This window comes from Neobacillus sp. S1115, assembly GCF_055385565.1.
Genome location: NZ_AP038275.1, coordinates 4913408 through 4934066, shown reverse-complemented (window position 1 = coordinate 4934066; position 20659 = coordinate 4913408). Strand labels below are relative to the sequence as shown.

Sequence of the window (20659 nt, the reverse complement as noted above, 5' to 3'; positions counted from 1 at the left end):
TTTGAAACAATATGAGAACAGCTAGGGAAATTTAACAGAATCGTTAAAAAGGGGGATATTTATGAGTGGTAAACGCTGGGCCGCACTTGGAATTGCTGCGGCATTATTTATTTTTTCAATTCTAATTAACTTTTTATCAGCATTTGCTTTTAAAGGTATCAAAACAGATTTTAGTGAATTGATGGCCGCAGGGGAAGAACCCTTTACGGAAGAAGTTGTGGATGATGGAAGCGAATTAAAAAAAATAGTCATCCTCGATGTAGATGGGGTCATTCAGGATACAGGAGAAACGGGCTCGCTCTTGCAAAGCTCTGGCTATAATCATCAGGGCTTTATGAAAAAACTGAACCATATTAAAGAGGATGATTCCGTCAAGGGGGTCATTATCAGGGTTAACTCCCCAGGTGGCGGGGTCGTTGAAAGTGCGGAAATTCACGATAAGCTAAAGGAAATCCAGAAAGAAACGAAAAAGCCGGTATATATTTCAATGGGCTCCATGGCCGCTTCAGGAGGCTATTATATTTCAACCGCTGCTAAGAAGATCTATGCGAGTCCTGAGACTTTGACAGGGAGCCTTGGGGTAATCATGGAAGGAATCAATTATAAGGGGCTGGCAGATAAATACGGCGTTGATTTTGTCACGATAAAGAGCGGTAAGTATAAGGATATTATGAGTCCGACAAGAGAAATGACCGAGGAAGAGCGGCAAATCCTACAAAAGATGATTGATAACTCTTATGACGGATTTGTTAAAGTCATTTCAGATGGCAGGGGGATGACGATCGACCAGGTTAAACAGATTGCTGATGGCCGTGTTTACGACGGACATCAGGCGAAGGAATTGAAGCTGATTGATGGGTTTGGATACTTAGATGATGTTATTTCGGAAATGAAGAAAAATGAAAAGCTAAAAGGTGCAAAAGTAGTCCGTTATACGGATGACCTTGGCTTTGCCTCCATGTTTCAATTTCAAGCACAAAAATGGCTAGGCGACAGTGCGGAAATGGCCGGTTTGATGAAAATCCTTTCCAAACCAAATTCACCGCGTCTCATGTATTTATATGCGGAATAGGGGGAAAGCAGATGGACACGAATGAAGTAAGGCCTGTTCGATACGCAGGTTTTTGGATGCGCTTTTGGGCATTTCTGCTCGACTTGATCGTTGTAGGCAGTATAGAGCGAATATTAATTAATCCTCTTTTCCGCTTATTTGATATATCTTTATCTGAATTTAATATGTTTTCACCTGTTTCTATCTCATCAGCTGTGATCTTTTACTTATATTTTGTATTGATGACCAAGTTTTTTAACCAAACGCTCGGAAAAATGGTATTTGGACTGAAAGTCATAAACCTTGATCAGGAAAGGCTTACATGGGGAACAGTTTTGTTTAGGGAATGGATTGGCCGCTTTATTTCTGCCACGATCGTTATCGGCTATATAATCGTCGCCTTTTTACCTAAAAAACAAGGTTTGCATGACCTTTTTACTGATACGACCGTTATTCATACTGAATCATAATACAGCCTGCCGATTCAATTCGGCAGGTTTATTTTTTTTTCTATGGGAAATAATAGCACGTTGAAAGGTTGTGAAAACTTTGATCTGGCTGTTGGCATCCCTGATAATTCTTTTGCTCTTATTTATTCTCATCCTTTTCACTAAACTGACGATTCTGCTGACTTATTTCCATCACAATGATAATGATGATTTAAAGGTAGAGTTTAGGATCTGGTTTGGACTTATTAGGTATAAGAAAAGCATCCCATTAATCAAGGTAGATGAAGATTCCCCGAGCATTGTTGTTAAAAGCAGCACAGAAACAGGAAAGGCCGAAAGTTCCAAACCGAATTTGACCCAAATTACAAATAAAGACGTGAAGTCCTACTGGAAACGTACCCAGGATCTCTTAAAAAAAGTAAATGGACTCCAAATTATTATCAGGAAATTTTTACGAAAAATAAGTATTAAAGAATTTGAATGGCAGACTATGATTGGTATAGGTGATGCAGCACATACAGCTATTTTGACAGGAGCTCTTTGGACGTTGAAAGGATCGGTTATCGGGGTTCTCAGTCAATATTTAAACCTAAAAACAACGCCAAAATTAAGCATAACTCCGCAGTTTCAAGGAAGCGTAGTCCAAACTTATTTTCAATGTATTTTTCAGTTTCGAATCGGGTATGCTATTTTGGCAGGATTAAAACTGATTAAATTTTGGAAGGGGGGAAAACCGCCTTTCAAAAACAAATCTAATTTTTCAAATGATAGAACCAATTCAATTTGAAAGAGGAGGAGACTGCTATGTCTGATCATCCAATTCAAGGTTTAATGACGACAGCGATGGAAAGCTTAAAGGAAATGATTGATGTAAACACCATCATCGGAGATCCTGTGGAAACTCCGGATGGAAGTGTCATCCTGACTGTTTCCAGGGTAGGCTTTGGATTTGCAGCGGGAGGCAGCGAGTTCAAAATGGATACATCACAAGGCCAAGGACAAGGCGGTCAAGGGGGCCAAAGCCAGGGCGGGATAAAGCTTCCATTTGGCGGCGGTAGTGGTGCCGGTGTATCGATTACCCCAATTGCCTTTTTAATTGTCAATTCACAAGGGGTTAAGATGCTTCATTTAGACGAAAGCACACACTTATATGAGAAAATCCTAGAGCTTGCCCCTCAGGCAGTTGACAAGATTCAGCAGATGTTCGCGAAAAAAGATGAAGCAAAACAGCAGAGCAGCCCGCAATATCAAAACAACCAGGCAAAACATGATTTTGATATATAAGTTGAAAGGTTAATCTTCCAAACCACTTTAGGAAGGTTAACTTTTTTCATGGTCTAGAAATTATAGATTGGATCATTGTGGATAACTTGTCACTAAGATAGACACGTCCAGCTCCAGCGCCCTAGCGGCTAGTGTCCTTCGCTCTCCTCCCTACGATAAGTCAACATCGAATCGCTAGCGCTCTTCGTGTTTCCTTTATCTCAGTTGGAGAGCTCCAGGCCATACGCCGCTGAGCAGGGCGCTTGCGCTTTTGTTCTGATGGAGGCTCTAAAAATGTGTTCTTTCTAAAAGTCTTAATAATTGCAAAAATAGTATTGAAAGGATATATTTACTCTGTACATATTCCAAGTGAGCAGGTTTTAGTGCCTGATTTACTTGAACTGACAAAGGAGGATGTAAAGATGGCAAATGTTACATTTAAGGGAAATCCGGTTACTCTATTAGGCAATGAGGTAAAAGTAGGAGACAAAGCTCCTAATTTCACAGTACTTGCCAATGACTTATCAGAAGTTACTTTAGACAACACCAAGGGGCAGGTTCGTTTAATTACTTCCGTTCCATCATTGGATACTGGGGTTTGTGATGCAGAAACACGCCGCTTTAACGAAGAAGCAAACAGTTTAGGTAATGTTAAAATTTTAACTGTAAGCGTGGACCTTCCATTTGCTCAAAAACGCTGGTGTGCAGCAGCTGGCATCGAAAATGTCCAAACCTTATCTGATCACCGTGACCTTTCTTTTGGAGAAGCTTACGGAGTAGCAATCGAAGGCTTAAGATTATTAACTCGTGCTGTATTTGTGGTAGATTCAAGCGATACAGTAACATATGTTGAGTATGTAAGCGAAGCTACGAATCATCCAAATTACGAAGCGGCTCTTGAAGCAGCAAAAAGCGCTAAGTAATAATTAAATGAAGGCCTCCGCGGCAGCGGGGCCTTTTATCGTGAGGTGTAATATGAATATTTCTTCAACTGAAAAATTGTTTACAATGTTTAATGAAACAGCTTTAGTCTTACAGGAAGAATTGGATTGTTCTTTTTTGGAAGCTTTAGCTGAGACCGGCGAGAATCTTTTCCAAGCGTCTATCCTTCAGGAAGAACTAAGTGAATTAACGCTAAAAAGACTGAAAAAGCAATATGAAGAGATAGATTTGGAGAAATACTCAAATGAGGATATTCGTAAGGCATTTCAGCTGGTTATTTTAAAAGGCATGAAAGAAAATGTTCAGCCCAACCATCAAATGACTCCTGATTCCGTTGGGATGCTCATTGCGTATTTGGTTGAGCGTTTTATTAAAAAACCATCCTTCCGTTTGCTTGACCCTGCAGTTGGTACCGGGAATTTATTAATGACGATACTAAACCATGTTCATAAAGAAATTGCGGCTGTTGGGGTAGAGATTGATGATCTTTTAATAAAGCTTGCTTATGTAAATGCAAATTTACAAGAAAATCCTGTCCAGTTCTTTAATCAGGATAGCCTTGAACCATTATTTATTGAATCAGTTGATGCTGTAGTGGCGGATTTGCCGATTGGATTTTATCCAAATGATATTCGTGCAGCAGATTACCAGCTACAAGCGAAAGAGGGTCATTCCTATTCGCATCATTTGTTTATTGAGCAAAGCGTCCGCCATACGAAACCGGGGGGCTATTTATTCTTCCTTATCCCTAATGTTCTTTTTGAGAGCCCCCACGCTGGACAACTCCATGAGTATTTAAAGGAAGAGGTAATCATTCAAGGGCTTATGCAGCTGCCGAACAGCATGTTCCGTGATAAAAATTCCGCGAAAAGCATTTTGATTGTGCAGAAAAAAGGCGAGGAAATAAAGCCGCCAAAACAGGCGTTGCTTGTCAACCTTCCAAGTCTATCCAATCGTCAGGAAATGGATAAAATTTTAGTGAATATCGAAAAATGGTTCCAGGAAAACAAAGGGTGACGTTAAAAGTCACCTCAGATTGTCGAGAAAGGGTATTTTTCTCGGCATTTTTTATTTTGTTTAAATCTAAATTACGGATTTTTTATTAATTGATAATTTCTACAATGGGGCCTGTTGATTTCCGCTCCGGTCACTCGCTTTCCGCGGGGAGGTCCTGGAGCCTCCTCGGCGCTATGGCGCCTGCGGGGTCTCCAGTGACCTCTATATCCCGCAGGAGTCGAGTGCCCTCCGCTCCAATCAACAGGGAGGAAAACAACCTATTTATTGCAACACACATTTTCTTTTTCCAACCAGACTAATTAAGTCGCTAGAATTTGTCGTTCATTTATGATATATGAGAGGGACATTTCCCACTTGGATTCCATCGATTTTGTCCTTCATTGCTCTTCTGGCAAGAATATAATTGCTTCAACATTGTGAGTTGAAGTCTTTATTTATACACCTGTTGATTGGCGCGGAAGGCACGAAGACTCCTGCGGGAGTACGGGGCAGGGGAGACCCCGCAGGAGCGCTGCGACGAGGAGGCTTCCCGGCACGCCCGCGGAAAGCGAAGTGCCTGGAGCGCCAATCAACAGACTTGTTGAGAAGCCTTATATTAATAATGTTTTAAGAAAAATGGGAATATAATTATTATTTGCCGAAAACGCTGCCACTTGAAATTGACCTTGAAATGTATGTTCTTCAGTGTTTAAATGTGAAATTGAGGGAGAAAAACAAGAACGGTTTGCACAAAATAAAAGTGGGTATATGTATATAGATCGGTTTAAAAAAGGAGCGTTTAGCAAATGGCAAAAATAATCGCAATTAATGCAGGTAGTTCCTCTTTAAAATTTCAATTATTTGAAATGCCGGGAGAGGAAGTCATTACAAAAGGGTTAATTGAACGAATCGGATTGAATGATTCCATTTTCAATATCACTGCTAACGGTGAAAAAATTCAAGAGACACTTGATATTCCAAATCATGAAGTAGCAGTTAAAATGCTGTTAGATAAACTGACATCACTTGGTATTATCCAATCCTTAAACGAAATCGAGGGAATTGGCCATCGCGTCGTCCATGGAGGAGAAGAATTTAACGATTCTGTTATCATTACAGACGAGATATTAAATAAAATAGAAGCATTATCGGAGCTCGCTCCATTACACAATCCGGCGAATGTTACCGGAATTAAGGCATTTAAACAGGCGCTTCCAAATGTTCCGGCAGTGGCGGTGTTTGATACCGCATTTCACCAAACCATGCCTGCGAGCTCTTACCTTTATAGTCTGCCATATGAATATTACAAAAAATATGGCATCCGTAAGTATGGGTTCCATGGAACCAGCCATAAATATGTTTCACAGCGGGCTGCTGAATTATTAGGCCGTCCGATCGAACAACTGCGGTTAATTTCCTGCCACTTGGGAAATGGGGCAAGTATTACAGCCATTCAAGGAGGTAAGTCGATTGATACCTCCATGGGCTTTACACCGCTTGCCGGTGTTACGATGGGGACCCGCTCAGGAAATATTGACCCTGCTCTTATTCCATATATCATGGAGAAAACAGGGAAAACGGCTGAAGAAGTATTGGATGTTTTAAATAAAAAGAGTGGGATGCTGGCAGTGTCCGGTTTTTCAAGTGACCTACGCGATATAGAAATCGAGGCAAAGCAAGGAAATGAACGGGCGAAGCTTGCGTTGAACGTGTTTTCAAATCGAATTCATAAATACCTAGGCTCCTATGCAGCCCGTATGTACGGTGTCGATGCGATTATTTTTACAGCGGGTATCGGAGAAAATAGCGATGTAATTCGTGAAAATGTTTTAAAAGGTCTGGAGTTTATGGGAGTTTACTGGGACCCTGCTCTTAACAAGGTAAGAGGCAAAGAAGCGTTTATCAACTATCCGCATTCACCGGTTAAAGTATTGGTCATCCCAACTAACGAAGAAGTAATGATAGCTAGGGACGTGCAGCGCTTAGCAGCATCTCATTAATTCATAAAAAGGCAAAGGCTAAAATAATGCGGCTTTTGCCTTTTTATCATTGAATTTTAATATGATATACTGAATAAAAAAGGCTTTCAAAGGGTGGGATGGAAGCATGCCATTAACAGACCAGGAAAGAAAAAAATTAGCCGAAATCCGGCAATGGGAAAAAAACTTATTAAGCTATGAAACAAACGACTTTCAACTAACCTATGAAAAATATTTGGAACGGTCCTTCTCCATTATGCCAGAGAATCTTCAAAGGCAGTTTTTTTCAGGTCTAGACAGCTGGCTGTTTCATTTGCACGGAATTATCCAAGGCTCACAGCTTCAAATGGATGCAAAGGACAGAATCATCACCTCCGCGAGAATTTTTAACAAGGACACAGAAAAAATAGAAGACCTAAGGCAATTGGATTTCGATCAATTGCAATACATAGCTGAACAGCAAATTGCCAAACACCGGCTATATTCGTTTATCCAGGGTGGTTTGGCAGGGACTGGCGGGAAACTTTTGCTTGGGACGGATATTCCAGCCATTGCAGTAATTAATTTAAGAGTCGTTCAATTAATTGCCATGTCCTATGGTTTTGAAGTCAACACTCCCTATGAATTGATGACTTCTTTAAAGGTATTTCATACAGCGACGCTGCCGCCAAGAATGAAAAAAGATGGCTGGGCCACTTTAATGGCTGAATTGGAGCAGAATGAAAATCCTTATTTTTATGAAGGAACAGAAGAGATAACAGATATCACCTGGCTTGAGCAGCCACTTCAGCAGCTGTTTAAAGCGGTGGTCATTACATTATTCAGAAAAAAACTTGTTCATGGGGTTCCGCTAATCAGTATGGCAATTGGAGCAGGCGCCAATTATCAACTGACGAGGAAGGTGACGGAACTGGCTCAGAAATATTATCAGCTTCGTTATTTAAAAGAAAAAGAGGAGTTTGGCGAATGAGTATTCAAGAACATAGAAAATCAGCCCAGATTCAAGTGAATTGTAAAGTGATTACAGTTAGTGATACACGTGACAAAGAGACGGATAAAAGCGGCAGATTGATGATTGATTTGCTCGAAGAAGCAGGCCACAAGGTTGTTGACTACTGTATTGTAAAGGATGAGGCTCTGCCCATTCAGGAGGAAATACTGAAAGGCTGTGAGCGTGAGGAGATTGATGTGATCCTGACAAATGGCGGAACAGGTATTGCCAAACGGGATGTAACAATTGAAACGGTTCAAAGTCTGCTTGAAAAGGAAATGACCGGATTCGGTGAAATCTTTCGCATCCTGAGCTATCAAGAGGATATTGGTTCTGCGGCTATACTTTCAAGGGCAGTTGCAGGCGTTATTAAAAATAAAGCTGTTTTCTCAACACCAGGCTCCTCCGGCGCTGTAAAACTTGCTATGAACAAACTGATTTTGCCCGAAATCGGCCATGTTGTAAAAGAAATTAAAAAAGATTTATAGGATGATAAGGGGCCATTACCCAGCACTGCTCTAATACTACGTAGCAGTGAGGTTATGGCCCTTATCTTTTTATTGATGAACTTTTCCTGAAACTCTTTGGTCTGCACGGTACCAGAGCCATAAATCATTGATGATGGAAGCCAATTCGGAAATTTCTGTGTTTAATTGACACGAGCGGGGGAAGTCATTTTCATCGGAAAGCTGTGCTTGTTTATGATTGATTTCCTGTTCCAGGTCCGCAATTCGGTCGGGAATCGAACCTCGTATCCGTTCCCAACAATAGAGAATAGCTTCTTGATTTGCTTTGCTGTACTGATTCCAATCCGCCCGTAAATCAGGTATATAAATGCCAAGACGTGAGTCGAATGTAAAGTCCTCTTTCATAGAAGCCTCCAAAAATCAATTATAGGTTGATTTTATTTTACTACACATCTATGGTGCATTCACGTAAAAAAGTTCAAAATAAAGCACGAAGCCTATCTAGCTTCGTGCAGTATGTCTTTAATCTATATCTTTTGAGGTACGGACGATGAGAACATCACATGGCGCGTAACGGGTAATATGCTCAGAAACGCTGCCAATAAAGAATCTTTCCACCATATTCATTCCGGTTGCACCGCAAATAATTAAATCTACATTATGCTTCTTAGCCAATTCCCTAGGAATCCTTACTTTAGGAGAACCGAAATCAATTTCATACTGAACATTTGAGAGACCGGCATCCTCTGCCTGCTTTTGGTAGTTTTCAAGCATATCCTTGGCTAGTTTCTCTGCTCTTTCTCCAACAACCGTGTCATAGGCTTCAATTAAGGCAAATGATCTAGTATCAATGACATGAACTAATAGAAGGCTGGAATTGTTCCTTTTTGCGACTTCAATCCCCTTTTTAAAAGCCCAATCTGCTTCCTTTGATCCATCTATCGCGACTAAAATATGTTGATATTTAAGTCCCATGATTATCATCTCCTCACCTTGATTATACAATATTTTACAACGAATAACTGTTGCAATTTTTCGAACAATAATGAAGGAACTAACATAAAAAGGGGTGGGGTAGATGACTAAATTTGATCCGAATAAGCAATATTCATTTGAGTTTGATGAAAATGGGGCAATTGAGGTAAGTGAACAAATTATGAATTCTTATAACAGCGGTTTTATTGGCGAAGGAACGGCAATAGCGACAAATGGAGATTTTTCAGCAGTTGAGGAATAGTTAATGGAGGAGGGGCTGTTCAATGAACAGCCCTTATTATTTGTGCATTAGTCTATGAAATTCTTCTGGAAAGGGCATTTACCCAAGAATTTACCTCCGCGTACGCATATTCTTTAGTGAATTCTGAAAAAAAGAGGCAAATAGATTTGGAGGTATGGAAAATGCGAATTGGAGTACCTAAAGAAGTGAAAAACAATGAAAATCGTGTGGCCATGACTCCAGCAGGAGTAAGCAATTTGGTAAACTACGGCCATGAGGTTTACATTGAAAAAGGAGCCGGAATGGGGTCTGGATTCACCGATGATGATTATTTGGCGGCCGGGGCTAAATTAACTGAATCTGCAGACAAAGCTTGGTCAATGGACATGGTTATGAAGGTGAAAGAACCAATTCCAAGTGAATATAAATATTTTCGGGAAGGTCTGATCCTATTTACATATTTGCATCTAGCGCCTGAACCCGAATTAACAAAGACTTTAATCCAAAACAAAGTGGTTGGTATCGCGTATGAAACGGTCCAGCTTCCAAACGGAAGCCTTCCATTGTTAACACCAATGAGTGAGGTTGCAGGAAGAATGGCGGCCCAAGTTGGTGCGCAATTTTTGGAAAAGGTTTATGGAGGCAAGGGAATCCTTCTCTCAGGTGTACCAGGTGTGCAAAGAGGAACGGTGACAATTATTGGCGGCGGTGTCGCGGGGACAAATGCAGCCAAAATGGCGATTGGTTTGGGAGCAAAAGTGACAATCATTGATTTGAATCCAGACCGCCTTCGCCAATTAGATGATATTTTTGGCTCAGAAGTCACAACGTTAATGTCAAACCCTTATAATATTGCTGAAGCAGTAAGGGAATCGGATTTAGTAATTGGGGCGGTACTAATACCCGGTGCGAGAGCCCCGAGGCTGGTAACGGAAGAAATGATTAAGACAATGAAACCTGGGAGTGTTGTGGTGGACATCGCGATTGACCAAGGCGGGATTTTTGAAACAACCGACAAAATCACCACCCACGATAACCCGACCTATATTAAACATGGTGTTGTCCATTATGCTGTTGCCAACATGCCGGGTGCTGTTCCAAGAACTTCGACCATTGCTTTAACAAATGTAACCGTTCCTTATGCCGTTCAGATTGCCAATAAAGGCTACCGGCAGGCCTGTTTAGAAAATGTAGCATTATTAAAAGGTATCAATACACTAGACGGCTATGTAACCTATAAGGCGGTTGCGGAGGCTCAAGGACTGGAATACAGAGAAGCAAAAGGCTTACTTGGTCAGTAAGGAACAGGAAAAAAGGGAGGCCGCCAAAGCGGTTCTCCCTTTTGTATTGAAAAAATAAAAACCAGCTTCATATGGAAGCTGGTGAGAAAGACCCAAATTAAAAAGCCGCATTTGCCGTACCTCATATAAGAAAGTTTTAAACCACCACTCCTCAAAGTGGGTGTTTTCAGAAGCTTTTCTGCGTGTCCTCCACGTCATATAGACAGAGGCTTGTCATTCCAGCTTCGATGTTTAAACTCCCTATAACAGCTTAAAGGTTAAAACTTTATTATTGTTACGTACAACGCAGCCTGTATTTGTATGTTACATCAAATCAATCTACAGTTCAATGTTAAAAAAATCCAAACAGGTTACTTTATTATTTGTAACTCTTTCGGGAATTTTGTTAATGCTCTCGCTCCATCGGCTGTAATATACACATCATCTTCAATGCGTACGCCTGCAACATCAGGAACGTAGATGCCCGGTTCAATAGTGTATACCATCCCTTCTTGAAGAACAAGCTGGTTTGTTTCCTTAATGGAAGGATATTCATGGATGCTAATTCCCAGTCCATGGCCAAGCCGATGTGGAAAATATTCTCCATAGCCTGCATCTGCGATGATTCTTCTGGCAGTCAAATCAACTTCCGCTGCTGTAACACCTGGCTTGCTTGCCTCTAATGCGGCTAACTGGGCTTTTAATACTGTATCATAGATTTCCTTTTGCTTATCGTTAATATCCCCGTAAGCAACTGTTCTTGTAATATCAGAACAATAGCGGTCAACGATTACACCCAAATCAAATAAGATGAAATCGCCTTTTTTAATTCTGGTCATGCCTGGATTGCCGTGTGGAGAGGCGGCGTTCGCACCAGTTAACACCATAGTTGAAAACGACATTTCTGTTACGCCTTTTTGCTTTAGTGCGTATTCAAGGGCATTAAGAACATCAAGCTCGGTTTTCCCTTCTTTAATTTCACTGGAGCCAAACTGAACTGCGTAATCTGCAAGGGCGCACGCCTCTTCAATCGCTTTTAATTCTTCTGCATCCTTAATCATGCGGAGAAGTCTTAATTTTTCTTCAGCAGAAATGAACGCTGCATTTGGGAATAATTCCGTAAGCTGTTCATAGCGTTCCACATTCATGTGTTCTTTTTCGATTGCAGCTTTTCCAACAGTAATTCCGCGCGTCTTAATCGCATTTACAATCATATCCCATGGATTGACAATGTCGTTAAAGCCAATGATTTCATGCTGCCAGCCAGCATTTTTTGCATTGTAAATCTCCATTTCCGGACAAACCAAAAACGGCTCTTCTTCTTGAAAGACAGCAAGAGCAAGCAATCGTTCATGCGGGTCTGTATAGTAGCCGCTTAAGTAAAATACATTTTCAGATGAAGTAACAAAGCTTACATGAATATCATTTTCCTTCATCCAGCTTTGCAGCTTTTCAATTCGTTGATTCATTATCAGGGTCCTCCCTTTTTAAAAGCATTTTCTATTTGAGAGTATCAATAGAAAAATAAAATGTAAACTATCTGATTTTATGATGTGCTAAAACAGGATTGATATGGGTATATTGTGGAAGGATTTCCGAAACTTTTATGGAAGTAATTAATATAGTTCTTGAAAGGGGTAATGTAAATGAAAATTTATTATCACGGTCATTCTGTCGTCCAAATTAACACTAATGGAAAAACGATTTTAATTGATCCGTTTATTACAGGAAATAGCTTAACAGATTTAAAGGCCGAGGAAGTTCATGCAGATGTGATTGTTTTAACGCATGGGCATAATGACCATGTCGGTGATACTGTGGCAATCGCGAAAAGATGCGGATCGCTTGTTGTTGCTAATGCCGATTTGACTACATATCTTAGCTGGCAGGGCGTTGAAACACATGGAATGAATATCGGCGGCGCGTGTCATTTTGATTTTGGAACAGTTAAACTGACCCAGGCCTTTCATGGTTCAGGCTATGCAACACACAACAATGAAATCATTTATTGCGGCATGCCGACAGGGGTTTTATTTAGCAGTGAAGGCAAAACCATTTACCATGCAGGCGATACTGGATTGTTTTCCGACATGAAGTTGATTGGCGAACGTCATCCAATTGATGTGGCCTTCCTTCCAATTGGCGATAATTTTACAATGGGGCCAGAGGATGCTGCCTATGCGGCTAAGCTATTGCAGGCAAAAACAGTGGTGCCAATTCACTACAATACATTCCCGCCAATCAAGCAGGATCCTAATCGATTCATTGAATTACTTGAAGAGAAAAACGGAAAAGTGTTAAACCCGGGTGAAGCAATCGAAATTTAACTACTTTTTTTCCTCCTTATAGCATAAAAATAAAACAAGCAGTCTGTTAAGGAGGAAGGAAGATGAAAAAGAATAGATATTTACTATGTATTTTACTTGCAGCACTTATGCTGTATTTTGCGGTTCCTAGGCTTTCGGTAACGGCTGAGGGGACGCAAGGAATTTTTTCAATCGCTTGGCTAGGATTTGCTCTAGTGGTCATTGCCGGAAATCTTACCGCGCTTCTTTATACACCAAAAAAGCAAATCTCAAAGCAGCAATTGGGGCAATTAAAGAAGAAATCCCGCTCTTTTCATTAAGGAGCGGGATTTCTATTTGTGAGATTCCTAGCTCCAGCGCCTAGGGGCTCGGGGTCATAAGCCAATCCGTCAAGAAGGCTAAAAAGCAGCCTTCTCGCCGGCTCGTCTTATGCCTGTCGCCCCTGGTCAAGGCGCTTCCGCTTTATTTGTCATCCGCATTGAATCAAGGCTTTTTTAACTTTATAATGAAATTGGAGACATTTTCGGATACGGATAGATTGGAATTTGATTATAAAGGGTGAAGGTCTTGGCGACAAAGCATGAACAAATTTTAGAATATATTGATGGACTGCCGATTGGGGAGAAAATCTCTGTCAGGCAAATTGCCAAAGCAATGAGTGTCAGCGAAGGAACTGCCTATCGTGCCATTAAAGAAGCCGAGAATAAAGGCTACGTCAGTACGATAGAACGGGTTGGCACGATTCGGATTGAACGGAAGAAAAAAGAAAATATTGAAAAGCTAACCTTTGCGGAAGTGGTCAATATTGTCGACGGTCAAGTATTGGGCGGAAGAACGGGACTACATAAAACACTCAATAAATTTGTGATCGGTGCTATGAAATTGGAAGCCATGATGCGCTACACTGAGGCAGGAAATCTGTTAATCGTCGGAAATCGGACACAGGCCCATGAGCTTGCGTTGAAAGCTGGAGCAGCCGTACTCGTTACCGGAGGCTTTGACACGGAGGAGCAAGTTAAACGACTAGCAGACGAACTTGAGCTTCCGGTTATTTCTTCAAGCTACGACACTTTTACTGTCGCTACGATGATAAATCGTGCGATTTACGACCAATTAATTAAAAAAGAAATTATTTTAGTAGAAGATATCTTAACACCCTTATCGGAGACTTATTATTTAAAAACAATCGATAAGGTTTCAAGATGGCATGAATTAAACCAGCAAACTACACATAGCCGCTACCCTGTTGTTGACCATAACATGAGAATCCAGGGGATGGTAACAAGCAAAGATGTTTTGGGGCAGGATATGGATATAACGATTGATAAAATAATGACAAGGCAGCCTATGACTGTAAACGGTAAAACAAGTATTGCTTCAACGGCGCATATGATGGTCTGGGAGGGTATTGAAGTACTTCCTGTAGCGGACGATTCCAATCACTTAGACGGGCTGATCAGCAGGCAGGATGTCCTGAAGGCACTGCAAATGAACCAGCGGCAGCCGCAGGTGGGGGTAACTCTTGATGATATTGTCACCAATCAGATAGGAATTTTACAGGGGAAAGATAAAGGAGAAGATGCTTTTACCTGTGAAGTGACCCCGCAAATGACAAATCACCTTGGGACCATTTCCTATGGTGTATTTACGACCATCGTCTCCGATGCTGCCAACCGAGTGCTGAAAAGCTATAAAAAAGGTGATCTTGTCGTCGAAAATATGACAATTTACTTTATTAAACCGGTTCAAATGGAAAGCACATTGGAAATCTATCCAAGAGTGCTGGAAGTAGGGCGAAAGTTTGGAAAGGTAGACGTGGAAGTATTTAATGAAGGCGTTCTTGTCGGAAAAGCAATGATGATGTGCCAATTGATTGACAGATAACATGACAAATAGCCGCTTCCTTCGTATTCAGGGAGCGGCTATAGTTATGTTACTTTTCTGCCTCAAGCATTTCAGCTTCTTCAATGGCAAACCGATGGTAATGCTTATATTTTTTGAATCCTACCCAACTAAATAAGACTCCATATATAATGAATATGGCTGCAACGATATAAGCCGCAGTTGAGGTGGAAAGGAAGATGGTATTAATCCCAAACATAAGGACAAAAAGCCCGAGGGCAATATTGGACTTAGCGGAAAGCCATTTCTTTTCAACAGGACGATTGCTCCGGATGTATTTTGTTTTATAAAATAAATAAAAAGCAAATAAAATAACGATAAGAAAAACCAAACCTAGCATCTAATGTTCCTCCAATTTTAAAAATCACCTAATATTTTACCTGTATTTGAAGGAAAATGCTACAATGTTCATAAAAGGATGGTTGAAAAGGAGAATATATGAAAGAGAAAATACTGGAAACAATCAAACAATACGACACGATTATTATCCATCGCCACGTTCGTCCTGATCCTGATGCCTATGGTTCACAGGGCGGATTGGCAGCTATCTTAAAGGCGTCTTTTCCGGAAAAGAATATTTATGCAGTAGGGCAGGAGGAGCCGACCCTCCACTTTATGAGAAGGCTGGATGAAGTCGCAGACGAAGTTTATGAGGGCGCACTGGTGATAGTCTGCGATACGGCCAATCAAGAAAGGATTGACGATAAGCGCTACACTAAGGGGGATATGCTGATTAAAATCGATCATCACCCAAATGAAGATCCGTATGGCGATTTATTGTGGGTCGATACGACTGCAAGCTCCTGCAGCGAAATGATTTATGAATTTTATTTAGATGGAAAAGAAAAAGGGCTAAAAATAAATGATGAAGCAGCAAGACTGTTATTCGGCGGCATTGTCGGGGATACCGGAAGATTTCTGTTTCCGAGTACAACGGACAAGACATTTGCTTATGCGGGAGAGTTGGTCCACTTTAATTTCTCGCGTACGGAGTTGTTTGACAGAATGTACGAACTAGAACCAAATATTATTAAGTTAAATGGGTACATATTGCAGAACTTTGATATGCAAGAAAACGGCGTTGCAACAGTTAGACTGACAAAGGAACTGCTTGAGGAATACCATGCAAGACCTGCAGAAGCGTCATTGTTAGTCAGTACCTTAGGGGATGTAAAAGGGATTAAAGCATGGGTTTTCTTCATTGAGGAAAGTGACCAAATAAGGGTGCGGCTTCGTTCAAAGGGACCGGTCATCAATGTAGTCGCCAGAAAGTTTAACGGAGGAGGTCATCCGTTAGCGGCAGGTGCCTCCATCTATTCTTGGGATGAAGTAGATAATGTACTTAGAGAACTACATGCAGTTTGTAAATAATACGCAAAGAAACGGCCAGATGCGGCCGTTTCTTTATTCAGCGAATTCCATTTCCAACTGTATGGTCAGAGTGGTATAGATAACCATTTCCTTTACCTTAAGGCGATAGCGCTTTTCGTTTAATTCATATGGTTTGTTTTCAATGATTTTTTTCAGCATGTCTTTGCTTTTAGCGACTGTTTCCAAATCTTTTGCCAGTACGATTTTGATATCATCTCTGACGGCTTCTTCTGTTTGAAAAACACTGAACTGATCTAATTTATATTTCTCCCAGTTGGTTATTCGGATATTTATTTTTTCAATCGTGATTTTTCCTAAATTTTTATTATTCAATTCAGCGTAATCTTGTTGCCAAATTTTAACGTCGTCTTTTAACTCTGCTATATCCTTCTGCTGCTTTCTGATTAATTTTGCATTGTCCTCTTGAAAAACTCCATAAATATATAAAAATATGCACCAGCTGATGGCACCGCCAACGGCCATTCCGGAAATAAAACGCTGCCACGAAGGTCTGCGGTAATAAGGCGGAATTCTCATGATGAAATATGCTCCTGGGTCAGCCAGTTAATAATCAGTGCACCTGTCTGGGCACCGCCCAAGGCCGAAAGAATTAATAGAAATTGTTTAAATAGGTCTTTCGTATCGGCGTTTAAAAAACCGCGTTCAAATGTATAAACCGTATCAAAAGTTCCTCCTATCGCCGCAACAATCGCCCAAATTCTAAGGGCGGATGATAATCGGTAAACCGTTGTTAATGGAGGCTGTCCAGTTATAAAGGAGGCAATCCCCCCAATAAGCGAACCTCCCAGCACAACTCCTAACGCAATAAAATAGCTTTCGATAAAAGCTGGAAAAAAACCAAGTTCTTTCATTCCTTCAACCGCCTTTGTCTAGCCAAATGATCTTTATACATTTATATGGACAAGTGCAATTTAATATGAGTTGGCAGTGAAAAATAGAACATATTTTCTTTTTTTTATATCAAGTTTTATAATGGAAGTAAGATAAAAGTAGAATGAGAGGTGCGACCGGATGTCTTTTATTCACCTTCATGTATATAGTGCCTATAGTTTATTGACCAGCACGGCGTCTGTATCCGATTTAGTGGAGAATGCCCGAAGCAAAGGATTTCGGACGCTGGCATTAACCGACCGGAATGTTATGTACGGGACGATTGAATTTTATAAGCTTTGCAAAAAACAACAAATAAAACCGATTATCGGACTGACGGTGGATATCGAAAGTGAACGGATGGAAGAAGGACCGTATCCACTTGTGTTGTTAGCGGAAAATGACGCAGGCTATAAGAATCTACTAAAAATATCCAGTGCTGTGCAAACAAAGGCTGAAAATGGACTTCCTCACAAATGGCTCAAGGCTTATTCTAAGGGGCTCATTGCCATTACACCGGGAATAGAAGGGGAGATTGAGCAGGCTTTATTAACAAACGAAGTGGCTTTGGCCAAAGATCTTGCTCTTGAACTTTCTGATATTTTTGGCCGCGGCAATTTTTATCTTGCCCTTCAAGACCATCAGCTTGAACAGGAAAAAACACTTAGGGAACCGCTCCTCCGGCTTTCAAAAGAATGGAATATCCCGCTCGCGGCCACCAATCAAGTTTATTATTTGGAAAAAGAAGATATGTTTGCTCATGAATGCCTGTTAGCCATTAAAAATGGTGACAAATTGCAGGACGACCATCGTCAGCAGCTGGGCAGTGACCAATTCTATTTAAAAAGTTCCGCTGAAATGGCTGAGTGCTTTGCGGATGTCCCGGAGGCGCTGGAAAATACGCTTAGGATTGCTGAACGTTGTAATATAAACATAAATTTAGACAAAACGTACCTACCATCCTTTCCAACGGAAAACGGCATGCCGGCGGAAGAATATCTCGAAAAACTTTGTCAAAAAGGTTTAAAGGAAAGAATTTCGGAGGAACCATCAACGGAGTACTTGGACCGCCTGGCCTATGAATTGAAAGTAATTAAGCGGATGCAGTTCAGCAATTATTTTTTAATTGTTTGGGATTTTATGAGATACGCACGGGAAAAGGGGATTTTAACCGGACCGGGCAGGGGATCTGCTGCTGGGTCCCTAGTCGCCTATGTGTTATACATAACCGATGTTGACCCTCTAGAGCATCATCTGTTGTTTGAGAGATTTTTAAACCCTGAACGGATTTCCATGCCTGATATTGATATCGATTTTCCCGACCATCGCCGGGATGAGGTCATTGAATATGTTGCACAAAAATATGGAGAGCTGCATGTTGCACAAATTGCTACATTCGGTACACTTGCTGCGAAAGCGGCCTTAAGGGATGTCGGAAGGGTGTTCGGTCTAAATACGAAAGAGTTGGATTATATGTCAAGGCTTATTCCTTCTCGCCCGGGTCTAACCTTAAAGGATGCCTATAAGGAATCGGAAGGTTTACGGAAATTCATCCAGGAGACTCCTTTAAATAGCCGATTGTTTAATACAGCGCTGAAGCTGGAAGGGCTGCCCCGTCACACCTCAACGCACGCTGCAGGTGTTGTCATCAGTGAGAAGCCGTTAATCGACTTAATTCCGATTCAGCAAGGATCAGGTGAGATTTTTTTAACCCAGTTTTCTATGGAATATTTAGAGGAACTGGGCCTGCTCAAAATGGACTTCTTGGGGCTTAGAAATTTATCCTTAATTGAAACGATCCTGTCTTCCATCTATCGCCACACAGGAAGGAGATTGGATATTGGCTCTATACCGCTTAATGATGATAAAACCTTCAATCTATTAGCTCAAGGCGAAACAACAGGTATTTTTCAGCTTGAATCAGAGGGAATGAGGAAGGTGTTAACACGCCTGAAGCCGACTCGTTTTGAGGATATTGTCGCTGTCAACGCTTTGTACAGGCCGGGTCCGATGGAAAATATCCCGCTTTTTATTGACAGGAAGCATGGCCTGCAGAAAATTGATTATCCGCATCCTGACCTTCAGGCGATCCTTGAGAATACGTACGGCGTCATTGTCTATCAAGAACAAATTATGCAGATTGCTTCCATCATGGCAGGATTTTCCCTTGGTGAAGCAGATCTGTTAAGAAGAGCGGTTGGGAAGAAACAAAAAGAAGTGTTGGATAAAGAGCGTCAGCATTTTGTCCAAGGCGCGCTGAAGAAGGGATACAGCGAAACTTTGGCAAATGAAATATATGATTTGATTGTCCGATTCGCGAATTATGGGTTTAATCGCAGCCATGCCGTGGCTTATAGCTTAATTGCCTATCACCTCGCCTTTTTAAAAGCCAATTATCCGGTTCACTTTATGGCTGGCCTGCTTACCTCCGCCATCGGAAACGAGGCGAAAATCGGCCAATATATTTTAGAAGCAAAACAAAAGGAAATTGATATCCTATCTCCTTCCATTAATTTGAGCAGTTATTTATTTCAAGTGGAGAAAGGGAAAATCCGCTATAGTCTGGGTGCCATCCGCGGGGTTGGGGCGGCTGCTTTGAAGGAAATTTTTCAAGCGAGAAAACGAAAGAAGTTTAGTGATTTATTTGATTTTTGTATCAGGGTATCGGGAAAGGCAATCAATCGTAAAACACTTGAATATCTAGTCCATTCCGGCAGTTTTGATGAATTCGGGGAGGACAGGGCCGTCCTATTGGCCAGTCTGGATGTTGCGATCGAGCATGCGCAAATATTTAAAACGGATGACACAAATCAAATTGATATGTTCGAGGATGAACTGATTCCGAAACCGAAATATGTGCAGGTTGATGAAATGACCCAACAAATAAAGCTTTCCTATGAAAAAGAGGCGCTTGGTTTATATCTTTCCAATCACCCGATCTCCATTTTTGAAAAAAAGCTTAGACGGGCAGGTGCTCAAGCCTTATTTCAATTAAATAGCCAGATCAGGAAGGCGCAAGCAGGAGTCTACATTACATCCAAAAAATCAATCCGGACGAAAAAAGGGGAATCAATGGCCTTTTTAACTATAAGCGATCCAACCGGTGAAATGGAGGCAGTCGTTTTTCCTGATGCATACCGAAAATACTCCCAATACTTAGGGGAAGGATGCTTTGCCCTGCTTGAAGGGAAAGTCGAAGAACGTGATGGAAAGCGGCAATTGATTATTCAACAAGTTACAGAAATCGAGAAATGGCTGGATGCTCATGCAGTCAGACAGACTGTGCTGTATTTAAAAATCACCCATGACAAGGAAGATGAAAGGACTCTCCAAGAATTAAACATGCTTCTAAGTAGCAATAAGGGGAATGCAACGGTAGTCTTGCATTATGACATCACAAAGAAAACAGTAAGGTTAGGCGCGGAAAAAAATATTAACCCCCATCCGGAAATTATCCAATCCTTAAAGGATTTATTGGGTAGTCATAACGTAGTCTTGAAAGATTAAATCTTTACAACTTTGGAAGATATGTTATAGTGGTAAGGAGACATGTGT

22 protein-coding genes and 1 other RNA gene are annotated in these 20659 nt (G+C 41.0%); 16 read left to right on the top strand and 7 right to left on the bottom strand.

All coding sequences use genetic code 11. The features are described 5' to 3' along the window. Positions 1 to 61: 61 nt before the first annotated feature. The 9 genes from sppA (at position 62) to ACZ5B7_RS24115 (ending at position 8159) form a co-directional block, all read left to right on the top strand. Positions 62 to 1072 (top strand): signal peptide peptidase SppA, encoded by a 1011-nt coding sequence (gene sppA, locus ACZ5B7_RS24155; protein ID WP_464491247.1) that lies wholly within the window; start codon positions 62 to 64, stop codon positions 1070 to 1072. An 11-nt stretch (positions 1073 to 1083) separates the two neighbouring features. Then, positions 1084 to 1521 (top strand): RDD family protein, encoded by a 438-nt coding sequence (locus ACZ5B7_RS24150; protein ID WP_464491246.1) that lies wholly within the window; start codon positions 1084 to 1086, stop codon positions 1519 to 1521. Positions 1522 to 1591: 70 nt separating this feature from the next. Next, a complete protein-coding gene (locus ACZ5B7_RS24145) occupies positions 1592 to 2287 on the top strand; it encodes a DUF2953 domain-containing protein (RefSeq protein ID WP_464491245.1) in 696 nt (231 codons plus the stop codon). A gap of 17 nt (positions 2288 to 2304) precedes the next feature. Then, positions 2305 to 2784, top strand: a complete 480-nt coding sequence (gene ytfJ / locus ACZ5B7_RS24140; RefSeq protein ID WP_213144604.1) for a GerW family sporulation protein — start codon at positions 2305 to 2307, stop codon at positions 2782 to 2784. A 401-nt stretch (positions 2785 to 3185) separates the two neighbouring features. Continuing rightward, the gene (tpx, locus tag ACZ5B7_RS24135) at positions 3186 to 3686 is read left to right on the top strand and encodes a thiol peroxidase (RefSeq protein ID WP_213119901.1); all 501 of its coding nucleotides are present in this window, start codon (positions 3186 to 3188) and stop codon (positions 3684 to 3686) included. Between the two features lie 52 nt (positions 3687 to 3738). Further along, the gene (locus ACZ5B7_RS24130; protein WP_464491244.1) at positions 3739 to 4722 is read left to right on the top strand and encodes a class I SAM-dependent methyltransferase; all 984 of its coding nucleotides are present in this window, start codon (positions 3739 to 3741) and stop codon (positions 4720 to 4722) included. A 785-nt stretch (positions 4723 to 5507) separates the two neighbouring features. Beyond that, positions 5508 to 6701 carry an acetate kinase gene (locus tag ACZ5B7_RS24125; RefSeq protein WP_464491243.1) on the top strand — a complete coding sequence of 398 codons (1194 nt, stop codon included), beginning with the start codon at positions 5508 to 5510 and terminating at the stop codon, positions 6699 to 6701. 106 nt (positions 6702 to 6807) lie between these two features. Next, positions 6808 to 7650 carry an EcsC family protein gene (locus tag ACZ5B7_RS24120; RefSeq protein ID WP_464491242.1) on the top strand — a complete coding sequence of 281 codons (843 nt, stop codon included), beginning with the start codon at positions 6808 to 6810 and terminating at the stop codon, positions 7648 to 7650. Then, the gene (locus ACZ5B7_RS24115) at positions 7647 to 8159 is read left to right on the top strand and encodes a MogA/MoaB family molybdenum cofactor biosynthesis protein (protein ID WP_464491241.1); all 513 of its coding nucleotides are present in this window, start codon (positions 7647 to 7649) and stop codon (positions 8157 to 8159) included. The genes ACZ5B7_RS24120 and ACZ5B7_RS24115 overlap by 4 nt, the downstream gene beginning before the upstream one ends. Before the next feature lie 69 nt (positions 8160 to 8228). Here ACZ5B7_RS24115 and ACZ5B7_RS24110 read toward each other — a convergent pair whose 3' ends face one another. Both ACZ5B7_RS24110 and ACZ5B7_RS24105 read right to left on the bottom strand, forming a co-directional pair. After that, positions 8229 to 8543 carry a hypothetical protein gene (locus ACZ5B7_RS24110; RefSeq protein ID WP_464491240.1) on the bottom strand — a complete coding sequence of 105 codons (315 nt, stop codon included), beginning with the start codon at positions 8541 to 8543 and terminating at the stop codon, positions 8229 to 8231. A gap of 117 nt (positions 8544 to 8660) precedes the next feature. Then, positions 8661 to 9113, bottom strand: coding sequence for a universal stress protein (locus ACZ5B7_RS24105; protein ID WP_464491239.1), 453 nt, complete (start codon positions 9111 to 9113; stop codon positions 8661 to 8663). 103 nt (positions 9114 to 9216) lie between these two features. Between ACZ5B7_RS24105 and ACZ5B7_RS24100 the strand changes: the two genes are divergently transcribed. Both ACZ5B7_RS24100 and ald read left to right on the top strand, forming a co-directional pair. After that, positions 9217 to 9375 carry a hypothetical protein gene (locus ACZ5B7_RS24100; RefSeq protein WP_378584303.1) on the top strand — a complete coding sequence of 53 codons (159 nt, stop codon included), beginning with the start codon at positions 9217 to 9219 and terminating at the stop codon, positions 9373 to 9375. A gap of 161 nt (positions 9376 to 9536) precedes the next feature. After that, a complete protein-coding gene (ald, locus tag ACZ5B7_RS24095) occupies positions 9537 to 10655 on the top strand; it encodes an alanine dehydrogenase (protein ID WP_464491238.1) in 1119 nt (372 codons plus the stop codon). A gap of 98 nt (positions 10656 to 10753) precedes the next feature. Here ald and ssrS read toward each other — a convergent pair. Both ssrS and ACZ5B7_RS24085 read right to left on the bottom strand, forming a co-directional pair. After that, positions 10754 to 10950, bottom strand: a non-coding RNA gene (gene ssrS / locus ACZ5B7_RS24090) — 6S RNA. Positions 10951 to 11005: 55 nt separating this feature from the next. Next, the gene (locus ACZ5B7_RS24085; protein WP_464491237.1) at positions 11006 to 12103 is read right to left on the bottom strand and encodes a M24 family metallopeptidase; all 1098 of its coding nucleotides are present in this window, start codon (positions 12101 to 12103) and stop codon (positions 11006 to 11008) included. Positions 12104 to 12280: 177 nt separating this feature from the next. Between ACZ5B7_RS24085 and ACZ5B7_RS24080 the strand changes: the two genes are divergently transcribed. The 3 genes from ACZ5B7_RS24080 to ACZ5B7_RS24070 all read left to right on the top strand — a co-directional run bounded on the left by ACZ5B7_RS24080 (position 12281) and on the right by ACZ5B7_RS24070 (position 14824). Then, the gene (locus ACZ5B7_RS24080; RefSeq protein WP_464491236.1) at positions 12281 to 12961 is read left to right on the top strand and encodes a metal-dependent hydrolase; all 681 of its coding nucleotides are present in this window, start codon (positions 12281 to 12283) and stop codon (positions 12959 to 12961) included. A gap of 62 nt (positions 12962 to 13023) precedes the next feature. Further along, positions 13024 to 13260, top strand: coding sequence for a hypothetical protein (locus ACZ5B7_RS24075; RefSeq protein WP_423799297.1), 237 nt, complete (start codon positions 13024 to 13026; stop codon positions 13258 to 13260). A gap of 247 nt (positions 13261 to 13507) precedes the next feature. Continuing rightward, on the top strand, positions 13508 to 14824 hold the full coding sequence (locus tag ACZ5B7_RS24070) for a DRTGG domain-containing protein (protein ID WP_464491235.1): 1317 nt from the start codon (positions 13508 to 13510) through the stop codon (positions 14822 to 14824). 49 nt (positions 14825 to 14873) lie between these two features. Here the strand turns inward: ACZ5B7_RS24070 and ACZ5B7_RS24065 are convergent, their stop codons facing one another. Continuing rightward, positions 14874 to 15182 carry a YtpI family protein gene (locus ACZ5B7_RS24065; protein WP_213144618.1) on the bottom strand — a complete coding sequence of 103 codons (309 nt, stop codon included), beginning with the start codon at positions 15180 to 15182 and terminating at the stop codon, positions 14874 to 14876. A gap of 98 nt (positions 15183 to 15280) precedes the next feature. Here ACZ5B7_RS24065 and ACZ5B7_RS24060 point away from each other — a divergent pair, with 98 nt between their 5' ends. Further along, positions 15281 to 16213, top strand: coding sequence for a DHH family phosphoesterase (locus ACZ5B7_RS24060; protein ID WP_464491234.1), 933 nt, complete (start codon positions 15281 to 15283; stop codon positions 16211 to 16213). A 33-nt stretch (positions 16214 to 16246) separates the two neighbouring features. Here the strand turns inward: ACZ5B7_RS24060 and ytrI are convergent, their stop codons facing one another. Together ytrI and ytrH are read right to left on the bottom strand one after the other, a co-directional pair. Then, positions 16247 to 16750: a sporulation membrane protein YtrI gene (ytrI, locus tag ACZ5B7_RS24055; RefSeq protein WP_213119916.1), complete on the bottom strand. Its 504-nt coding sequence runs from the start codon at positions 16748 to 16750 to the stop codon at positions 16247 to 16249. Next, positions 16747 to 17085, bottom strand: coding sequence for a sporulation membrane protein YtrH (gene ytrH, locus ACZ5B7_RS24050; RefSeq protein ID WP_213144620.1), 339 nt, complete (start codon positions 17083 to 17085; stop codon positions 16747 to 16749). The genes ytrI and ytrH overlap by 4 nt, the downstream gene beginning before the upstream one ends. A 160-nt stretch (positions 17086 to 17245) precedes the next feature. On the opposite strand from ytrH, the gene dnaE reads away from it, so the two are divergent. Next, positions 17246 to 20611, top strand: coding sequence for a DNA polymerase III subunit alpha (gene dnaE, locus ACZ5B7_RS24045; RefSeq protein WP_464491233.1), 3366 nt, complete (start codon positions 17246 to 17248; stop codon positions 20609 to 20611). The last annotated feature ends 48 nt before the right edge of the window (positions 20612 to 20659 follow it).

Coding starts and splice junctions, on each gene's coding strand:
- sppA (WP_464491247.1), top strand. CDS start 62: ATGAGTGGTAAACGCTGGGCCGCACTTGGAATTGCTGCGGCATTATTT.
- ACZ5B7_RS24150 (WP_464491246.1), top strand. CDS start 1,084: ATGGACACGAATGAAGTAAGGCCTGTTCGATACGCAGGTTTTTGGATG.
- ytfJ (WP_213144604.1), top strand. CDS start 2,305: ATGTCTGATCATCCAATTCAAGGTTTAATGACGACAGCGATGGAAAGC.
- tpx (WP_213119901.1), top strand. CDS start 3,186: ATGGCAAATGTTACATTTAAGGGAAATCCGGTTACTCTATTAGGCAAT.
- ACZ5B7_RS24130 (WP_464491244.1), top strand. CDS start 3,739: ATGAATATTTCTTCAACTGAAAAATTGTTTACAATGTTTAATGAAACA.
- ACZ5B7_RS24125 (WP_464491243.1), top strand. CDS start 5,508: ATGGCAAAAATAATCGCAATTAATGCAGGTAGTTCCTCTTTAAAATTT.
- ACZ5B7_RS24120 (WP_464491242.1), top strand. CDS start 6,808: ATGCCATTAACAGACCAGGAAAGAAAAAAATTAGCCGAAATCCGGCAA.
- ACZ5B7_RS24115 (WP_464491241.1), top strand. CDS start 7,647: ATGAGTATTCAAGAACATAGAAAATCAGCCCAGATTCAAGTGAATTGT.
- ACZ5B7_RS24110 (WP_464491240.1), bottom strand. CDS start 8,543: ATGAAAGAGGACTTTACATTCGACTCACGTCTTGGCATTTATATACCT.
- ACZ5B7_RS24105 (WP_464491239.1), bottom strand. CDS start 9,113: ATGGGACTTAAATATCAACATATTTTAGTCGCGATAGATGGATCAAAG.
- ACZ5B7_RS24100 (WP_378584303.1), top strand. CDS start 9,217: ATGACTAAATTTGATCCGAATAAGCAATATTCATTTGAGTTTGATGAA.
- ald (WP_464491238.1), top strand. CDS start 9,537: ATGCGAATTGGAGTACCTAAAGAAGTGAAAAACAATGAAAATCGTGTG.
- ACZ5B7_RS24085 (WP_464491237.1), bottom strand. CDS start 12,103: ATGAATCAACGAATTGAAAAGCTGCAAAGCTGGATGAAGGAAAATGAT.
- ACZ5B7_RS24080 (WP_464491236.1), top strand. CDS start 12,281: ATGAAAATTTATTATCACGGTCATTCTGTCGTCCAAATTAACACTAAT.
- ACZ5B7_RS24075 (WP_423799297.1), top strand. CDS start 13,024: ATGAAAAAGAATAGATATTTACTATGTATTTTACTTGCAGCACTTATG.
- ACZ5B7_RS24065 (WP_213144618.1), bottom strand. CDS start 15,182: ATGCTAGGTTTGGTTTTTCTTATCGTTATTTTATTTGCTTTTTATTTA.
- ACZ5B7_RS24060 (WP_464491234.1), top strand. CDS start 15,281: ATGAAAGAGAAAATACTGGAAACAATCAAACAATACGACACGATTATT.
- ytrI (WP_213119916.1), bottom strand. CDS start 16,750: ATGAGAATTCCGCCTTATTACCGCAGACCTTCGTGGCAGCGTTTTATT.
- ytrH (WP_213144620.1), bottom strand. CDS start 17,085: ATGAAAGAACTTGGTTTTTTTCCAGCTTTTATCGAAAGCTATTTTATT.
- dnaE (WP_464491233.1), top strand. CDS start 17,246: ATGTCTTTTATTCACCTTCATGTATATAGTGCCTATAGTTTATTGACC.